Source organism: Haloarcula sp. CBA1129 (assembly GCF_008729015.1).
In the GTDB taxonomy this organism is placed as follows: Archaea; Halobacteriota; Halobacteria; order Halobacteriales; family Haloarculaceae; genus Haloarcula.
The window spans coordinates 1,217,741-1,234,540 of record NZ_RKSM01000001.1 but is presented as its reverse complement, the minus strand read 5'-3'; the positions used below and the strand labels follow the sequence as shown (position 1 = coordinate 1,234,540).

Sequence of the window (16,800 nt, the reverse complement as noted above, 5' to 3'; positions counted from 1 at the left end):
GGCATGACCGAACCACACGTCGTCGGTGTCGTCGGAAGCCTCAGAGAGCAGAGCTACACACGGACTGGAATCGAGCGCGCGCTCGCCGCCGCCGAGGATATGGGGGCAACAACGGAACTGCTAGACCTCCAAGAGTTCGACCTCCCGATGTTCGACGCCGACCACCGCGAGGCAGGCGACGCCGTCGAGTTTACAGACAGCGTCCACGCGGCTGATTCCATTCTACTCGGGACTCCGGTGTATCACGGGTCCTATTCCGGCGTGTTGAAGAACGCACTCGACTACTGCAGCTTCGACGAGTTCGAACACAAGACCGTGGGGTTGCTGGCGGTCGCCGGCGGGAGCTTTCCGATCACTGCGCTCGAACACCTCCGCTCGGTCTGTCGGGCGCTGAACTGCTGGGTCATCCCCCATCAGGCCGCACTTCCGAACGCGCGCAATCACGTCGCTGACGGTCAGATAGTCGACGCCGACATTGAGAAACGCGTGACGACACTTGGCGAGGAAGCGGTCCAGTACGCGAACATCGAGCCGGACCCGGCGTGTTTCGAGAGTACGGAGAACGTCGGGGCAGACGATTAACCACGAGGAGCGCCGCGCGTGTCCCAGCAGTAGGGGCTGCTGAACGAGAGAAGGAAACGGTCAAACCGCCGCGCGCCCAAATTTTCGGTGTGACTCAGTGGGTCGAGAATCCGACCGGTGGCCGGGACCGCGGGCCAACGGCGCTAGTGCGCGCGTGGGTGGAAATACTCAGTCGTCCGCGTCGGTTCTTCCGCACCGGCGTCGCGCCGGGTGATCAGGCTCCGGGACTGGTGTTCGCGGCGACGGTAGTCCTCTTCGAGGAGGTGAGCCGCTACGCCGTCGTCCACCTCGCCGAACGGGGACTCCTGTCAACGGGGCCGTTCGATTACCCCGCTATCGGTGGCTTCTCGCCCGGCGTCGCGGTACTGGCGTTGTTTGCTATCCTCGTGTTCGTCACGCCGGCGACAGTACATCTGACGGCAGCGTTGCAGACGCTGCTGTTGCTTCCCGTCGCGTCGGACCGTGGCGGCGTCAGTGAGACGGTGCAGGTGATGTGCTACGCGATGGCCCCCTGTCTGCTGGCGGGTCTGCCCAGCGCAGAAGTCCGGGTGCTCGTCACCGCTTGGGGCGCGGGCCTGTACTTGATTGGTACTGCTGTCGTCCACAATGTCAGGCTCCCGGTCGCCGCAGTCGTCGGGGCTGTTCCCGCGGCGATCATCTTCGGCTACGGCTTCCGTGGCTTTCAGGCCCTCTCGGTGCTGGTCGCCGACTACGGGTTTTAGGGTCCGCCAGTGCGCGTTTCCACGCGATGCTCAGTATCGACATCGACCAGTTCATGCTGGAACTCAAGGACGGAGCGTTCAAGAGCGTCGGGCCGTCGAACAAGGACGCGACCATCAAGATGTACGACGTGGAGGGCGTCGACGTTCGCGAGTACGGCGACAAGCGCGTGAAGATTGCCTTCGAAGACGAGCAGGGGAGCGAAATCGAGGTCGCTCTGTTCCCGGAACAGGCGAAAGCCGTCGCTTCAGGGCTCGAACTGCTTGAGGAAGAGAGCGAGATGTTCGAATAGCGGACCGGTTCAGTTCGTCCGGAATTCGACAACCGTTTTAGGCCCGACATGCTTGCACCGTGTAATGGGTTCGTGTATCATCTGCGGCAAATCTGTCGAAGGACGCATCTGTGACCTCCACGAGGAGGACGCCCTGTTCGAGTTCCGTGGCTCGCGTGCCGACCAGCTATCGGTCGACCGCTACTACCGCGGCAGTGTCGACGGCTTCGCCGAGTTCGGCGTCTTCGTCGACATCGGCGACAGCGTAACGGGGCTGCTCCACCGGAGCGAACTGGACCAGCGGCTCGATTCCCTCGACTGGGACTCGGGCGACACTGTCTACGTTCAGGTCAAAAACGTACGGGACAACGGCAACGTCGACCTCGGCTGGTCGATCCGCCAGTCCGAGCGCGAGTTCCGCGGCGTCCTCGTCGACGACCCGGAAATCGGCCACTCGGTCCTGCTTGAGAACGAGGACGACGAGGACGACGAGGATGAGCCACAGTCCGACGACTCGGACGAGACGGCATCCCAGCCCTCAACTGACGAGTCCGCGGGACAGAACGACGACGAATCGAGCGCGGACGAAGGCACCGAAGCTGACGACAGCAGCGCCACGAACGCCGGCGCAGTCAGTCGGGCCAGCGATGACGACCGCGTCGAAGGCACCGCGGCCGTCGGCGGCAACGGCGGCGGGTCGAACACCGCTGCTGTCACCGAGTCTGAAGACGAAACCGCTACAGAGAGCGACGGAAGCCAGACGGACGAGGCGACCACTGCTGAACCGGTCGCCGCAGCTATCGGCGACCTCGACGACCACGTCGGTGCGGATGTCCGACTGGAAGGCGAAGTCGTCGGCATCCGGCAGACCTCCGGGCCGACAGTGTTCGAACTGCAGGACGAGACCGGCACCGTCGACTGTGCGGCCTTCGTCGAAGCAGGCGTCCGTGCCTACCCCGAGGTCGAGGAAGACGACTACGTCCGACTAGAAGGCGAAGTCCGCGAGCGTCGCGGCGAACTGCAGGTCGAGACCGAGGAACTCCACGTTCTCGAAGCCGAGGAGCGCGAGGAAGTCGAACAGCGACTCGCCGATGCGCTTGACGACGAGGCCCGACCTGACACGGCCGAACCGCTCGCCGACGATACAGCGGTCGCGGCCCTCTCTGACGAACTCGTCGAAGCGGCGACCCAGATCCGCAAAGCAGTGCTGACGGACCGACCGGTCATCGTCCGCCACGCCAACACCGCGGACGGCTACCTCGCCGGCAGCGCGCTCGAACGGGCGGCCCTCCCGCTGGTCACCGAGCAGCACCGCCGGGCCGACGCCAAGTACCACTACTTCGACCGGCGACCGATCGAGGGCGGCGTCTACGACATGGACGACGCGACGAAGGACACGACGACGATGCTCGACAACCGGGAGCGTCACGAGGAGAAGCTCCCGCTGTTCGTCTTCGTCGCCGCCGGCGGCACGCGCGAGAGCCTCGACGGCTTCGACCTGCTGAACGTCTACGGCGCGCCGAGCGTCGTCATCGACGACATCGACGTCGACGGCGCGGTCGTCGACACGGTCGACGCCGTGGTTTCGCCCTCGGCAGACACCGTTTCCGAGACCACCTCGACGGCGCTTGCAGCCAACGTCGCTGCACACGTCAACGAAGACGTTCGCGACGACCTAGGGCACCTCCCGGCCGTGAGCTTCTGGGAGGACATCCCCGAGCCGTACGTGGCCGCCGCCAGCGAGGCCGGCTACAACGAGACCGCCGTGTCGGAGCTCCGCGAAGCCGTCGCGCTTGAGGCCCACTACCAGTCCTACGAGGACAAGCGCGAACTCATCACCGACCTCGTGTTCGGCGACGACGAGGAAGACGTGGGCGGTCTGGCCGGCCACATCGCCGAGCAGTTCCGCGAGAAGGTCGACGAAGAGGTGTCCACTGCCCGGGCCAACCTCGACCACCGGACCGTCGGTGACGTTGACATCGCCGTCCTCGACACGGACGCCTTTACCCACCAGTACGAGTTCCCGCCGGAGTCGCTCCTGCTCGATGAACTCCACCGGGACGTCCGTGGCGAGAGCGACGCTGTGCTCGGCATCTCGACGGACACGATGTACGTCCGTGCCGATGGCGATCTGGACCTACACGAGCTAGTCAGCGAAGTCAGCGAGCGAGTCCCCGAAGGCGGCGTCGCGACACGGAGCGTCCGCGAGGGAACCATCCGCTATCTGGCCGGCGAGCGACCGGCCGTCCTCGACGCCACGCTCGACGTGCTGTCCGAAGAGCTGTAACGCAGGCAATTTTTTCTCCCCGCCGGCTATCTGCTCGGGTATGAGCGACGGCCCCGTCAACGAAGCCGACCTCGACTGGACCGACCACGACCACGGCGACCGGACGTTCAGGCGAAAGCAGCTCGGTGCCGCCGCAGGTGGCGAGAAACTCGGCGCGAGCCTCTACGCCGTCCCGCCGGGCAAGCGGCTCTGGGTGCGCCACTACCACGAGGGCAACGAGGAAGCGATATTCGTCCGCGGAGGAACGGGAACGCTCCGGCTCGGTCCTGACGCCGACGAGCACGACCTCGAACCGGGCGATTATGTCGCGCTGCCGGCCGGCGAGGAGAGCGCACACGAGATCGAAGCCGGCGAGTCCGAACTCAGGCTGCTGATGGTCTCGACGATGGAGGAGCCGGATATCACCGTCTATCCCGACCGGGAGATGGTCGGGCTGTACGCGGGCTCACCGCCGGGCGGCGAGAAAGCGGACCGGACGCTGTCGACGTATCTTGATAGCAACGCCGAAAAAGAGTACTGGGACGAGTGAGCTTACCGGCTACCGACGTCGAACTCCGACAGCAGCGTCTGGAGCCGCTCGGACTGCTTGGCGAGCGACTCGATGCTGGCGCTGACCTGCGACATAGACGCGGCCTGTTCCTGAGCGGTCGCGGACGCGGTTTCGGTCTCGGCAGCGGTCGCCTCGCTGATGTCCACGGCTTCCTCGACCATCGACACCACCTCCTCTGTTGTGGCCGCCTGATCGTCGGTCGTGTCGCTGATCTCCTGAATGCCGTTGTCGGTCGCCTCGGCGTTCTCGGCCACTTGCGTGAACGTGTCGACGACGTCCTCGACAGCTTCGGTACTCTCTTGCATATCCTGTTTGGCCTCCCGTGCCTCTGTGACCGTGGTTTCGGTCTGGGCCTGAGTCTCCGCGATGAGCTGTTCGATCTCGGTCGCCGAGGCCTGTGTCTCCTCGGCTAGCTGTTTGACCTCGTCCGCGACGACGGCGAACCCGTCGCCGCCCGACCCGTTGCCAGCCCGTGCTGCCTCGATGTTGGCGTTCAGGGCCAGCATATTTGTCTGCTCGGCGATGTCGCCGATGAGATCCACGATCTCGCCGATTTCGGCCATCTTCTCGTCCAGTCGCTCCACGTTCTCGACCGTCGAGTCGATAGCGGCTTGGACCTCACGAGAGCCCTCGATAGCTTCTTCTGCCGTCTCTTCGCCGGCGTCCGCGATTTCGGCCGTCTCACGGGACCGTTCAGCGACGGTTTCGGCGGACGCGGCGACCTCTTCGACGGTCGCCGACAGGTCGGTCATCTCGCCCGAGACCGTTTCGAGCATTTCCCGCTGGTCGGCCGCCCCGCTAGCGATGCCCTGAATCGATTCGCTCATGTCTTCGCTGGCCCCCGTCGCCTCGTTAGCACCGGCCGAGACCTGATCGCTTGTCGACGTAACCTCTTGGGAGAACGTTTGTATGTCCTCTATCGCCGACTCCGTCTCCGTCATCATCTTGTTGAACGACTCGGCGATCTGTGCCATCGCTTCGTTGTCGGCCACGTCAGGGTCAACACGAACCGTCAGGTCACCGTCGGCAGCGGCCGCCATGGCCTCACTGAATCTGCCGGCCGTGTCCTGAAGTTCAGTGTTTTGCCGCTCGACTGCCTGCATTTTCTCCTCCGCCTTCTCACGAGCCTCTTTCGCCTCGGCGCGTTTCCGCTCTATCTCCTCTTGCTTGGCTTGGAGGTCATCGATCTCTGAGGCACGCTGCTCGGCTTCCTCAAAACGTGCTTGGGATTTCTCGCGTGATCGCTCGGTTGACACCCAGTTGTTGACGAGGGCAACGCACAGCATCAGCACGAACCCACCGTGAATAAACCCCCATGCCCATGGGTTGTTGACCGCTGCTGTGTGATTGTAGACGCGACTCGGGTCAATGGTCCCGAAGTATCCGTGGGTGAGAACGACATAGCCCAGCCCCCACAAGAACGGGACCCAGTCCTCGTACACGGCAACTATCGCCATCCCGACGAAGAAGTGGAAATGGGCTTCGATATAGCCGCCGGAGAATTGAACAAGCGCCAGTGACGACACGAACACCGCCGTGACTGAGAGGATTGTCCTGACACGCCGCCTGAACCGAGTGATGAGGCTCCCTGCAGACAGGGCGAATATAACCCCACAGAGTAGCAGTACCCGAGGTAGCGCGGTCGCAGGGATTTGCGCTTCCGCTATCGGAGTCGCCCCAGTGTAGATGCCCAGCCCGAACAGGAACGGGATATGGAGCAGTGTGACGAGCACTACGCTCCGGTGTCGGTTGCGCCACTGTTTGTCCGGGATTGTCGAGCCGTTCGGGATATACGAGACGAAGCTTTTCAACCGCTTAGCTACGCTTGGGTCGCTGTTTGTTGTGTGACCGACATCTCCCGTTGATTGCGCCATACGTACACATGGTTTGAGTACCACAAATTAACCCTTTCGCGCAGATTATCAGTCCCTGAAGTACGGTATCACTACGGGCTCAACACATCGAAGGAACCTATCGTCGCTCTCAGAACGGACACTGTCTGCCGATTCCGCTCGTTGGTGGTCGCAGCACGACGGAGCGTTCACGACCCAGCGGACCGCCGATAGTGATCTCAGCCCAGCACCGCCGCCTCAACGGGCACTCACACGCTGCGTTCAAACACAGAATACTCGCCCGGCAGTATCAGTTGAAATAACGGGGTCAGCATATCGAGGCACTGTCTGACGGTCTAGGGCTGTCTTCAGCTGCCCGCTAGCTCCCAACCGCGACTCCAGTTACGCTACGTCTCAGTGGCTGAGACGGACCGGGCTGCCTTCTTCGCACCGTAATACGCCCACTCAGCGCTGTAACAGAACACGCAGCCGCGGAAGGTCGGCCGGTCGGGACTCTCGGTGTCGTCCGTTTCGCTATCCATACTTTCGGTTGGTGTGACAGCATAATGAACCCCACGGCCACCCCCGTCGCTGACGATACCCGAGCGACACGCTTATTCGGGCGAAACGCCGATTTCGCACAACGCCGATGAGCACGGAGACGCCGGACCCAGACGAGACAGAGACCTTCCAGCAGGTGTGTGCGGAGCTGGTCGACCGGATTCTCGCAGGCGAGGTCGAGCGCGACGACGTCGAATCGGCCAAGATCGACGTGTGTCGGGAGTACTCCGCGCCGAAAGTGCCGAAAAACTCCGAACTGCTCGATTACGCGCCACAGGAGCACCGCGAAGTACTGGAGGAGGTTCTCCAGCGCAAGCCGGTGCGGACTGCCTCGGGTGTGTCCCCGATTGCGATTATGACCTCGCCCGAGCGGTGTCCCCACGGGAAGTGTCTGTACTGTCCCGGCGGCCCGGATTCCGAGTTTTCGTCCGCCCAGTCCTACACTGGCCACGAGCCCGCGGCTGCACGCGGTGAGCAGAACGACTACGACCCCTACGGGCAGGTCACCCTCCGGCTCAACCAACTCCGAGAGATTGGCCATCCCGTCGACAAGGCCGAACTCATCGTGATGGGCGGGACGATGACCGCCCGAAGCCACGACTACCAAGAGTGGTTCGTCAAGCGAGCCTTGGAGGCGATGAACGACTTCGACGTGGACGGAGAGCCGACGCCTGCCGAGGACGTGAGCTTCGCCGAAGACGACTACGAGTTCCGCTATCTGGAGGACGTCATCGCGGAGAACGAGACCGCCGACGTGCGTAACGTCGCGACGACGTTCGAGACCAAGCCCGACTGGTGTGACCCAGAACAGATCGACCGGATGCTCGACCTCGGCGGCACGAAAGTCGAAGTGGGCGTCCAGACGACGTTCGAGCGCATCAATCGCGAGATGCACCGCGGACACGGCGTCCAAGCCTCCATCGACGCGAACCGCCGACTGCGTGACTCGGGATTCAAGGTCGGCTTCCACATGATGCCGGGCCAGCCCGGGATGTCCAAGGAGATGTGTCTGGAGGACTTCCGGCGCATTTTCGACGAGACCGACTGGCGGCCCGACTATCTCAAAATCTACCCGACGCTGATCGTCGAGGGGACTGTCACTTACGACTGGTATCGCAAGGACGAATTCGACCCGCTAGACAACGATGAGGCCGCCGAACTGGTCGCCGAAATCAAGGATATGATTCCCCGTTACACCCGCCTCCAGCGCGTCCAACGGGACATCCCGGCCGATTTCATCGAAGGCGGGGTCTGGAAGTCGAACCTCCGGCAACTCGCTTGGAAGCGGATGGAAGAACACGGCTGGTCGTGTGACTGTATCCGCTGTCGGGAGGCTGGCCACAGCGACGACGCCGCCGAGAATATCGAACTCGACGTCATGACCTACGAAGCCTGTGGCGGCACGGAGCATTTCATCTCCTTCGAGGACTTCGACAACGACGTACTCGTCGGCTTCTGTCGGCTTCGGTTCCCCAACGACCCGGTGCGCCGGGAGCTACAGGACGCCGCAATCGTGCGCGAACTCCACGTTTACGGCAACGCCGTCGGTGTCGGACAGGAGGGGGCCGACGAGGACCACCAGCACAAGGGCTATGGGAAGAAATTGCTGGAAAAAGCAGAGGAGATGGCCAGAGATGCCGGTTTCCCGAAGCTGGCTGTTATTTCCGGTATCGGTGTCCGACAGTACTACCGAGAGAAGTTGGGCTACAAGCAGGACGGTCCATACGTGAGCAAACGCCTCTGAGAGGCTTCCGACCTGATTTTCCGCTCAGCTCCGCAGGTGCGTGACTGAAGTTTTGTCGAGAGGTCCTTTCTCCAGAACCGCGCTGTTGTGTGTCCGCTCAGCAGGGGTTCTCTTTATCGCGCCACGGATGACGGCCGAAGATTGAAACAATGACACTCATTTGAGGTACTATATGTATACCGACACACCAACCGCGCAGGCCGAGTTGGCCGAACAGGGCCTTACCAGTAAGGCCACACTTTCGCCCTTATTAGACTAGACCGGCGGTAACGGACGGGAAACGCGATAATAACACCTTACTTTGCGATTCGTTCCTGCTAACTAATTACCATACTGTCATCCGGCAACCCATGGGTAAGATTACGGGCCTGTGGCTAACCGCGATGACGCTACTAGCCGTGGTTGCGGTGTCGACGGCCCCGGCGTTTGGGCCGGGTATCGCGGCTGCGTCCAATCACGGGACAGCGACTATCGAGGTGACCGACGCTTCGACGACAAAGACCAACAGCTCTGGTACGTACGCTGCGCCGTTTTCGGTCGTCTCCGGCGTTGAGTTCCAAGTAGAGTTCACGGCTGAAAACACTGGAAGCCGTAATGGTACGGAACAGGTCGCCGTCACAGCGAACGGCGAGCAAGTGAGCCAGATTGACGTTACAGTCGACGGTAATCAGCAGACGTCGGAGACCGTTCCTGTCGCGCTCGATGACACGGGCAAGTACGACATCGCCGTCGACGGTGTCTCGGCTGGGACGGTGACCGTCGTCGAACCGGCAAACATTACGGTCACCGAGACAACAGTCGACCGGGCTACCGTCACGCGTGGTGAATCCATCGAAGTGACTCACACGCTCGAAAACACCGGGGGAAAAAACGGCGACCTGACCGTCACGCCGATACTTGAGAACACGGATACTGAGACGTCGCAGATGGTCAACGAACTCGTCATTGAGGTCGGTGCCGGCGAGACGGAAACAAGTTCGTGGACGCTGGACACTGGGGCCCTCGACGAACTACCTGCTGGGGAGTACGAACTGCGACCCGGAGGGAGTTCGAACCCGACTATCACCATTGAGGAGTCGACGCGGTTCACCGTCGATTACTCGCAGCTAAGTGATGAATCAACGGTAACGGGTGAGTCAGTCGAACTGACGGTTCGGATGGCAAACCCCAGAAGCGGGGACGGAACGGCGACAGAGGATGTCATACTGCAGGCTGATGGCTCCGAAATCGCCACCCGAACCGTCGAAATCGAGAACGGCGATACGGAGACACTGGAGTTCTCACCGACCTTCGACAGCGAGGGCACGTACGATCTGATGATAAACGGTGCGCCGGTCGGGACCGTCGAAGTTGCGGACGAGGGATCGATCCAGATCCGGGACGCCCGGCTCTTCGACACTCAGGTCAACACTGACACGGACACGGGTGGCTACGGGACCCGCGAGCCGGAACTGTGGGTGACGGTGGAGAACACTGGCGGACAGGACGGGACGATCACGCTTCCTATCGAAGTCGGCGGCACGCGGGTCGGAGGGCGGTCGGTAGCGGTCCCGGCCGGTGAGACAGTCAACGAGACACTCCTCTATCGACTCGAAGGGGCTGTTGACGAGGGCGACCACGAGGTCACGGTCGGTGGCGTCACCGCTGGCACCCTGACCGTCGGCCAGCCTGATATCCAGATCACCGACGCAAGGTGGAACAGAACAGCGGTCACCCGGGGCGGCGCAGCAGAGCTGACGGTGACGGCTAGGAACGACGGGACTGTGACCGCAGGGCAGGAGTTCTGGATCGAAACGGAGAACAAAGCCGTCGACGCCGTCTCGTTCGACCTTGCACCGGATGAATCTGGGACGGATACGTACGTGCACACGTTCGAGGAGTCCGGGACGTCCCAGTTTACGGTCGGTAACGAGACGCAGACGGTCACAGTCAGGGAGCCGGCTGCGTTCGACACGGCTGCCGTCGAACTGAACCGGACGAGTGTTCGGACAGGTGAGCCTACCGAAGTGACTGCCACGGTCGTCAACGACGGCGACGAGACAGGGACCTCTCCGGTGCGCCTGCAGACCAACGACGATATCGTGGACACGACGAACGTCACACTCCCGGGCGGTCAACAGACCGAGGTCACCTTCATCTACGTCTTCGAGAGTGGGGGTGTGTACGACGTGGCAGTCAACGGTAACTCCGGCGGAAACGTTTCAGTGACCCAGCCGGCGACGTTCGAGGTTCGCGACGCACGGCTGAGTAATTCGTCCGCCGAAACCGGTGAGTCCGTCGACGTGACAGGCACTGTCGCAAACATTGGCACGGAGAGCGGGAACTACACTGCGGCGCTCACAGAGAACAACCAGACGCTCAAATCCAAAACTATCGGGCCCATCGCTGGCGGTGAGACAGCAACTGTCACCTTCAGTATCTCCTTCGACAACGAGGGCAACCGGTCGCTTTCTATTGGCAACGCCACCACCGAGACGCTCGCCGTTGAAGCTGAAAGCAGCAGCGACGGCGGTGGTGGCGGTGGCGGCGGTGGCGGCGGGTTCAGTCTCGATGACGAATCGGACGACACCGACGACGGCGGCGGCGCAGAGGCCCCTGCTATATCACAGTCACAGCTCGACAACGGGGTCTCTGTCCGGGTGACTGCCGACGCTGCGAACTCGACGGTCTCCCAGTCGCTGAACCGCTCCGGTCCGTCCGAGACCGCACCGGCATTCACGCTCTCGAAACTCTCGCTCAACGTCACCAACGAAAGCGAGGGGTTCAACGCGACAATGCTCGGCCCGCACGCCACACCGAACGGCATGGCCGCGGTTCAGGAAGACGGTGTGCGCGGGTACGTAACCATCACCTCCGGCGCAAACGCGTCGGTCATCAGCCGGGCGAAATACACCCTGCGGCTCAACGAATCAGCGCTTCCAGCCAACGGCTCGATGGACGCCGTCCGGGTGTTCCAGTACCACAACGAATCATGGCGTCAGCTATCCAGCACCGCTACTGCGACGAACGGCTCTATTCAGGCGACATCGCCCACCCTCTCAACCATCGCTGTCGTTTCCCCGGTCGCTAATGCGTCTACTCAGACGACAGTTGGCTCCTCGAACACGAATATGACGACCTCGACGCCCGCAGAACTCACCATTACCGATGCGTCCGTGACGGCCGACTGGGTCCGGGCCGGCTTCAACACGTCGGTGCGAGCGACAGTCGGGAATCCGACCGAGGAGACTGTCGAGCAGACGCTGACGGTCACCGTTGACGGCGATCCGGTAGCCGCTCGGACTGTCCGGCTCAACGCCGGCGAAGAGAGTACGGTGACGATGGAGTTCGAGGCTGCCGACGGCGTCGTCGCGGTCAACGGCGTCAGTGCCGGTGACCTGCGTGTCGGCTCGAATCAAGCCCAGAGCGCAACCGAATCCGGGACTGACAAAACGGGTAAAAGCGGTGGCGGCGCGGAGCCAGCCGCGGAAACGGTCGCAGCGTCCGGCCCCGGATTCACCGTCCAACTGGTCGCACTTGTGCTGGCGCTGATTGCTGGCCTCGTCCGAGTTCGTCAGAAAGTGTAGAGATCACGGACCACCCTGTCTGAGCGAGGGCAGACTACTCTCGGTTGCTATTGTTGTCGTTTTCGGCAGTGCTGCGTTCGCGTTCGCTGTCGGCAGTGTGGGTACCTCTGACGCCAGTGGCCGCTGAGTCGGACTCTCGGAAGGCGGTCCGAACTGGTTGTGTGGTGGATTTTTACTCATACCGTCCGACTGGCAAGTATGGCTCGTGACCTCGCAGTCGTCGGTGCCGGTGGTGCCGGTGCGGCGGCAACGTACGCGCTCCACGACGCGGAAGTCGATGTAACGGTGTTCGAGAAGAGCCGCGGCGTCTGCGGGCGCGCCGCGACCCGGCGGCACGGCGACTGCACGTACGAGTACGGCGCGAACTATCTCAAGGCCGACGACGGCCGCGTGACGGAACTGGTCACGGAGACGCTCCCGTCCGAGGGGCTCGTCGACATCGAGGAGCCAGTGTACGCGTTCGACAGGACCGGTGAAATCGACGCCGGTCGGGATGCTGACGAACACAAATGGACGTACGAGGCGGGCATCACACAGCTCGCAAAGCGCCTGTTCGACGAAACAAACGCCGACGTGGAGAACGGCGTCCGGGTCGAGCGTCTGGAGCGACAGCGCGACGGCTGGCGGCTCGAAGACGGCGACGGAACGGACTTGGGGCACTTCGACGCCGCGCTGCTGACACCGCCGGCCCCACAGACGGCTGACCTATTGGGGCAGTCGCGGTGGGACCACGACGACTGCCGGGAGCTACGACAGGAAATCGCGTCGGTCCCCTATCGGACAGTCATCGCGGGAGTGTTGCACTACCCCTTCGAACTCGACGTGCCGTGGTACGCCGCGGTCAACGCCGACAAGAACCACGACATCGGCTGGATCGGCCGCGAGGAGTGCAAGGACGGCCACGTCCCTGACGGTGAGTCGCTGCTGCTGGTACAAATGAACGAACCGTGGTCGGTGGCGAACTACGACGAGCACCCCGACACGCTCATCGAAGACATCGCAACGCGGACGGCGCGACTGCTGGACGACGACCGACTGTCCGACCCGGACTGGACCGATCACCAGCACTGGCGCTACTCCCAGCCCGAAGGCGACGTCGACCACGACCTCCTGTCGTGTGCGGCTGAGCATGACCTGTACTTTGCCGGCGACTGGGTCGCCGGCGAGGGGCGACTGCACGCAGCGCTCCGCAACGGACTGGAGACGGGCGAGGCAATCGCCGACAGCGGGTAACGGAACGCCTTTGGGTGCCCGCCGACAGCCACCGACATGGACCACAAGCGGGAACTGACGAGCGTCGATCTCGCCGCTCTGGAGGGCGAACTCGCCGGCTACGAGGGCGCGAAGCTCGACAAGGCGTACCTCTACCCCGAGGACGACCTCGTCAGACTGAAGCTCCGGGACTTCGACCGCGGGCGCGTCGAGTTCCTCATTGAGGTCGGTGATGTCAAGCGCGCCCACGTTGCCGACCAGAGCCACGTCCCCGACGCACCGGGCCGCCCGCCGGACTTCGCGATGATGCTCCGGAACCGACTGTCGGGCGCTGACCTCGTCCGCGTCGAACAGTTCGAGTTCGACCGCATCATCGAACTGGAGTTCGACCGCGAGGACGCCTCGACCACCATCGTCGCGGAGTTGTTCGGCGACGGCAACGTCGCGGTGCTGGACGAGCACGGCGAGGTCATCGACTGTCTGGAGACGGTGCGGCTCAAATCCCGAACCGTCGCGCCCGGGACACCCTACGAGTTCCCGTCGGCGCGGTTCAACCCAATGACCGTCGATTACGACGGCTTTGTCGCCCGAATCGAGGAGTCCGACGCCGACCTCGTCCGGACGCTGGCGACGCAACTGAACTTCGGCGGCTTGTATGGCGAGGAGCTGTGTACCCGCGCCGGCATCGACTACAACGTCGCCGTCGACGACCTCGACGAGTCTGATTTCGAGCGGCTGTACGAACTCATCGACGAACTTGGAACTCGGCTTCGTGAAGGGAACGTCGACCCGCGGGTGTACTACGAGACGCTTGATGAGGACAACGGCGATGGCGGTGCGGAGAGCGACGATGACCCGGACCGCCGGCGCGTCGACGTAACTCCGATTCCGCTGGCGGAATACGAAGAGCTCTACAGCGAGTCCTTCACGGAGTTCAATTCTGCTCTGGATGACTACTTCTTCAACTTCCAGCGGGAGGAGGAAGTCGAGGGTGGCGAGACACAGCGCCCGGACTTCGAGGCCGAAATCGAGAAACAACAGCGCATAATCCAGCAGCAAGAGCAGGCTATCGAGGATTTCGAGGCCGACGCCGAGGCCGAGCGAGAGAAGGCCGAACTGCTGTATGCCAACTACGACCTCGTCGACGACGTACTCTCGACGGTGCAGGCCGCCCGCGAGGACGACGTGGCGTGGGACGACATCGAGGCGAAGTTCGACGAGGGAGCCGACCGCGGCATCGAAGCTGCCGAAGCGGTCGTCTCACTCGATGGGAGCGAGGGGACGGTGACGCTGGACATCGACGGGACGCGTGTCACCGTCGACGCGTTCACTGGCGTCGAGAAGAACGCTGACGAGCTGTACAAGGAGGCCAAACGTATCGAAGAGAAGAAGGAGGGCGCGCTGGCGGCTATCGAGAACACCCGCGAAGACCTCGAAGCGGTCAAGGAACGGCGCGAGGAGTGGGAGGCCGACGACGGCGAGGACGAAGCCGACGATACCGACGGCGACGACGAACCGACCGACTGGCTCTCGATGCAGTCTGTTCCCACCCGGTCGACAGAGCGCTGGTACGAGCAGTTCCGCTGGTTCCACACCTCGGATGGCTTCCTCGTCATCGGTGGCCGCGACGCCGACGACAACGAGGAACTCGTCCAGAAGTATCTGGAGGGCGGTGACAAGTTCTTCCACGCACAGGCTCACGGCGGCCCGGTAACGGTGCTCAAGGCCACTGGCCCCAGCGAGCCGTCAAAGGAGGTGGAGTTCCCGCAATCGTCGCTGGATCAGGCCGCGCAGTTCGCGGTTTCCTACTCATCGGTCTGGAAGGACGGGAAGTTCGCCGGCGACGTGTACATGGTCGACCCCGATCAGGTGTCGAAAACGCCCGAAAGCGGCGAGTACTTAGAGAAGGGCGGGTTCGCCATCCGCGGCGACCGGGCCTACTTCGAGTCCACGCCGGTCGGCGTCGCCGTCGGCATCACCTGCGACGACGAGACGCGGGTCATCGGCGGCCCGCCGTCGGCCGTCGAGGGGCAGGCCGCGACGAGTATCACCGTCGAGCCCGGCCAGTACGCGCAGAACGACATCGCCAAGCGCCTGTATCGGGAGTTCCGCTCGCGCTTCGCCGACGAGTCGTTCGTCCGCAAAGTCGCCAGCCCGGACCAGATACAGGAGTTCCTGCCGCCGGGCGGCAGCCGAATGACCGAGGAGTGACGATGCCGGGACGGCGAGAACACACCGTTGGAGGTGACTCAGGCGATGAGTGACCTCGGGAAAATCGACCGCGAACTGTTCGACAGCGTCATCTACCCGGAACTCGGCGCGGACCGCGAGGACGTGGCGCTCGGACCGACCCACGGTGTCGACTTCGGCGTCATCGACGTTGGCGGGGAGGCCCTCGTCACGGCCACCGACCCGCTGTCGGTCCTGCCTGACCTCGGCTTCGAGCGGGCTGGCCGGTTCGCGCTGGACGTGGTGCTTGCCGACGTGGCCGTCTCGGGCGTCCCCCCGTCCCATCTCTCCGTGACGTTCACGCTCCCGCCCGAGATGACCGACGACGAACTGGCGGCGATGTGGCACGGCTTTGCCGGGCGTGCCGAGGAAGCCGACGTGAGCGTCGTCACCGGCCACACCGCTCGGTACTCGGGCGTCGATTACTCTTGGGTCGGTGGTGCGACGGTGCTGGGCGTCGGTTCTCACGATGAAATTGTGCGGCCGGACGGCGCACGGCCGGGCGACAAACTGGTCGTCGGGACCGGTCCGGGGGCCGAAGTCACGGGCCTGTTTGCCCATCTCTTCCCAGAGCAGATCGGCCTGTCGCCCGACCGAACCGCCACCGCACAGGAGCGACTGGCCGACACCGCTCTCGTCGAGGACGCGATGGCCGCGGCGAACGCCGGCGCTGTGACGGCGATGCACGACGCCACGGAAGGCGGTATCACCGGCGCGTTCATCGAGATGGCTGACGGCGCGAACGCCCGGTTCGACGTCGACAGCGAGGCCGTACCGGTCGCCGAGGGTGTCGACGAGCTCTGTGACGCGCTGGACATCGATCCGTGGCACGTCAGCAGTTGCGGGACACTGCTGGCGGCTGTTGCTCCCACTAATGCCGACGCCGTCGTCGACGCGCTCCGGGACCGCGGGACGCCGGCAGCCGTCGTCGGCGAGGTGACTGACGGAGAGGGACTGTACGTCGACGGCACGCGGCAATCACATCCCGGCGCAGACCCCTCGTGGGAGGCGTTCGCGCGGCTACAGGCGGCCGCGGACGCGAACGAGGAGTCCGCTGTGAAGTGATTCGCTGTCCACTGCCCACACCAGAAACCGATAGCACACCGAACTGACTGGTATATATACCTGTCCGCCGTACTACTTGTTGAAGTGACATGTAGTTGTGGTTGACGTGGCAGCGGCCACGGGAGACTGGCCGATGTCACGGAGCCCATTATGTTTCAAGACGCAGTAAACTATCCGCGGG

At 63.3% G+C, this 16,800-nt stretch carries 12 protein-coding genes; 10 read left to right on the top strand and 2 right to left on the bottom strand.

Annotated elements, in window-relative coordinates; genetic code table 11:
• Positions 1–3 precede the first annotated feature (3 nt).
• The 5 genes from Har1129_RS06145 to Har1129_RS06125 all read left to right on the top strand — a co-directional run bounded on the left by Har1129_RS06145 (position 4) and on the right by Har1129_RS06125 (position 4,389).
• Complete coding sequence (locus tag Har1129_RS06145; protein ID WP_151099860.1) at positions 4–582, top strand: NADPH-dependent FMN reductase; 579 nt, start codon at positions 4–6, stop codon at positions 580–582.
• Between the two features lie 89 nt (positions 583–671).
• Entirely contained in the window at positions 672–1,304 is a 633-nt protein-coding gene (locus Har1129_RS06140; RefSeq protein WP_151099859.1) for a YIP1 family protein, read from the top strand.
• Between the two features lie 26 nt (positions 1,305–1,330).
• Positions 1,331–1,594, top strand: coding sequence for a hypothetical protein (locus Har1129_RS06135; RefSeq protein WP_151099858.1), 264 nt, complete (start codon positions 1,331–1,333; stop codon positions 1,592–1,594).
• Between the two features lie 64 nt (positions 1,595–1,658).
• On the top strand, positions 1,659–3,860 hold the full coding sequence (locus Har1129_RS06130) for an OB-fold nucleic acid binding domain-containing protein (protein WP_151099857.1): 2,202 nt from the start codon (positions 1,659–1,661) through the stop codon (positions 3,858–3,860).
• Positions 3,861–3,900: 40 nt separating this feature from the next.
• Entirely contained in the window at positions 3,901–4,389 is a 489-nt protein-coding gene (locus Har1129_RS06125; protein ID WP_151099856.1) for a cupin domain-containing protein, read from the top strand.
• Between the two features lie 2 nt (positions 4,390–4,391).
• Here Har1129_RS06125 and Har1129_RS06120 read toward each other — a convergent pair whose 3' ends face one another.
• Entirely contained in the window at positions 4,392–6,284 is a 1,893-nt protein-coding gene (locus tag Har1129_RS06120; protein WP_151099855.1) for a methyl-accepting chemotaxis protein, read from the bottom strand.
• A 365-nt stretch (positions 6,285–6,649) separates the two neighbouring features.
• Entirely contained in the window at positions 6,650–6,784 is a 135-nt protein-coding gene (locus Har1129_RS21160) for a hypothetical protein (RefSeq protein WP_255518334.1), read from the bottom strand.
• 107 nt (positions 6,785–6,891) lie between these two features.
• Between Har1129_RS21160 and Har1129_RS06115 the strand changes: the two genes are divergently transcribed.
• The 5 genes from Har1129_RS06115 to Har1129_RS06095 all read left to right on the top strand — a co-directional run bounded on the left by Har1129_RS06115 (position 6,892) and on the right by Har1129_RS06095 (position 16,619).
• Positions 6,892–8,547: a tRNA uridine(34) 5-carboxymethylaminomethyl modification radical SAM/GNAT enzyme Elp3 gene (locus Har1129_RS06115; RefSeq protein WP_151099854.1), complete on the top strand. Its 1,656-nt coding sequence runs from the start codon at positions 6,892–6,894 to the stop codon at positions 8,545–8,547.
• Positions 8,548–8,897: 350 nt separating this feature from the next.
• Entirely contained in the window at positions 8,898–12,113 is a 3,216-nt protein-coding gene (locus Har1129_RS06110; protein WP_225307774.1) for a CARDB domain-containing protein, read from the top strand.
• Between the two features lie 198 nt (positions 12,114–12,311).
• Complete coding sequence (locus tag Har1129_RS06105) at positions 12,312–13,346, top strand: NAD(P)/FAD-dependent oxidoreductase (RefSeq protein WP_151099853.1); 1,035 nt, start codon at positions 12,312–12,314, stop codon at positions 13,344–13,346.
• Positions 13,347–13,382: 36 nt separating this feature from the next.
• The gene (gene rqcH / locus Har1129_RS06100) at positions 13,383–15,536 is read left to right on the top strand and encodes a ribosome rescue protein RqcH (protein ID WP_151099852.1); all 2,154 of its coding nucleotides are present in this window, start codon (positions 13,383–13,385) and stop codon (positions 15,534–15,536) included.
• Positions 15,537–15,581: 45 nt separating this feature from the next.
• Positions 15,582–16,619 (top strand): AIR synthase family protein, encoded by a 1,038-nt coding sequence (locus Har1129_RS06095; protein WP_151099851.1) that lies wholly within the window; start codon positions 15,582–15,584, stop codon positions 16,617–16,619.
• Positions 16,620–16,800: the final 181 nt, after the last annotated feature.

What these genes read in the sequence shown, in the direction of transcription:
- Har1129_RS06145 (WP_151099860.1), top strand. Translation starts at nt 4, where the DNA reads ATGACCGAACCACACGTCGTCGGTGTCGTCGGAAGCCTCAGAGAGCAG.
- Har1129_RS06135 (WP_151099858.1), top strand. Translation starts at nt 1,331, where the DNA reads ATGCTCAGTATCGACATCGACCAGTTCATGCTGGAACTCAAGGACGGA.
- Har1129_RS06130 (WP_151099857.1), top strand. Translation starts at nt 1,659, where the DNA reads ATGGGTTCGTGTATCATCTGCGGCAAATCTGTCGAAGGACGCATCTGT.
- Har1129_RS06125 (WP_151099856.1), top strand. Translation starts at nt 3,901, where the DNA reads ATGAGCGACGGCCCCGTCAACGAAGCCGACCTCGACTGGACCGACCAC.
- Har1129_RS06120 (WP_151099855.1), bottom strand. Translation starts at nt 6,284, where the DNA reads ATGGCGCAATCAACGGGAGATGTCGGTCACACAACAAACAGCGACCCA.
- Har1129_RS21160 (WP_255518334.1), bottom strand. Translation starts at nt 6,784, where the DNA reads ATGGATAGCGAAACGGACGACACCGAGAGTCCCGACCGGCCGACCTTC.
- Har1129_RS06115 (WP_151099854.1), top strand. Translation starts at nt 6,892, where the DNA reads ATGAGCACGGAGACGCCGGACCCAGACGAGACAGAGACCTTCCAGCAG.
- Har1129_RS06110 (WP_225307774.1), top strand. Translation starts at nt 8,898, where the DNA reads ATGGGTAAGATTACGGGCCTGTGGCTAACCGCGATGACGCTACTAGCC.
- Har1129_RS06105 (WP_151099853.1), top strand. Translation starts at nt 12,312, where the DNA reads ATGGCTCGTGACCTCGCAGTCGTCGGTGCCGGTGGTGCCGGTGCGGCG.
- rqcH (WP_151099852.1), top strand. Translation starts at nt 13,383, where the DNA reads ATGGACCACAAGCGGGAACTGACGAGCGTCGATCTCGCCGCTCTGGAG.
- Har1129_RS06095 (WP_151099851.1), top strand. Translation starts at nt 15,582, where the DNA reads ATGAGTGACCTCGGGAAAATCGACCGCGAACTGTTCGACAGCGTCATC.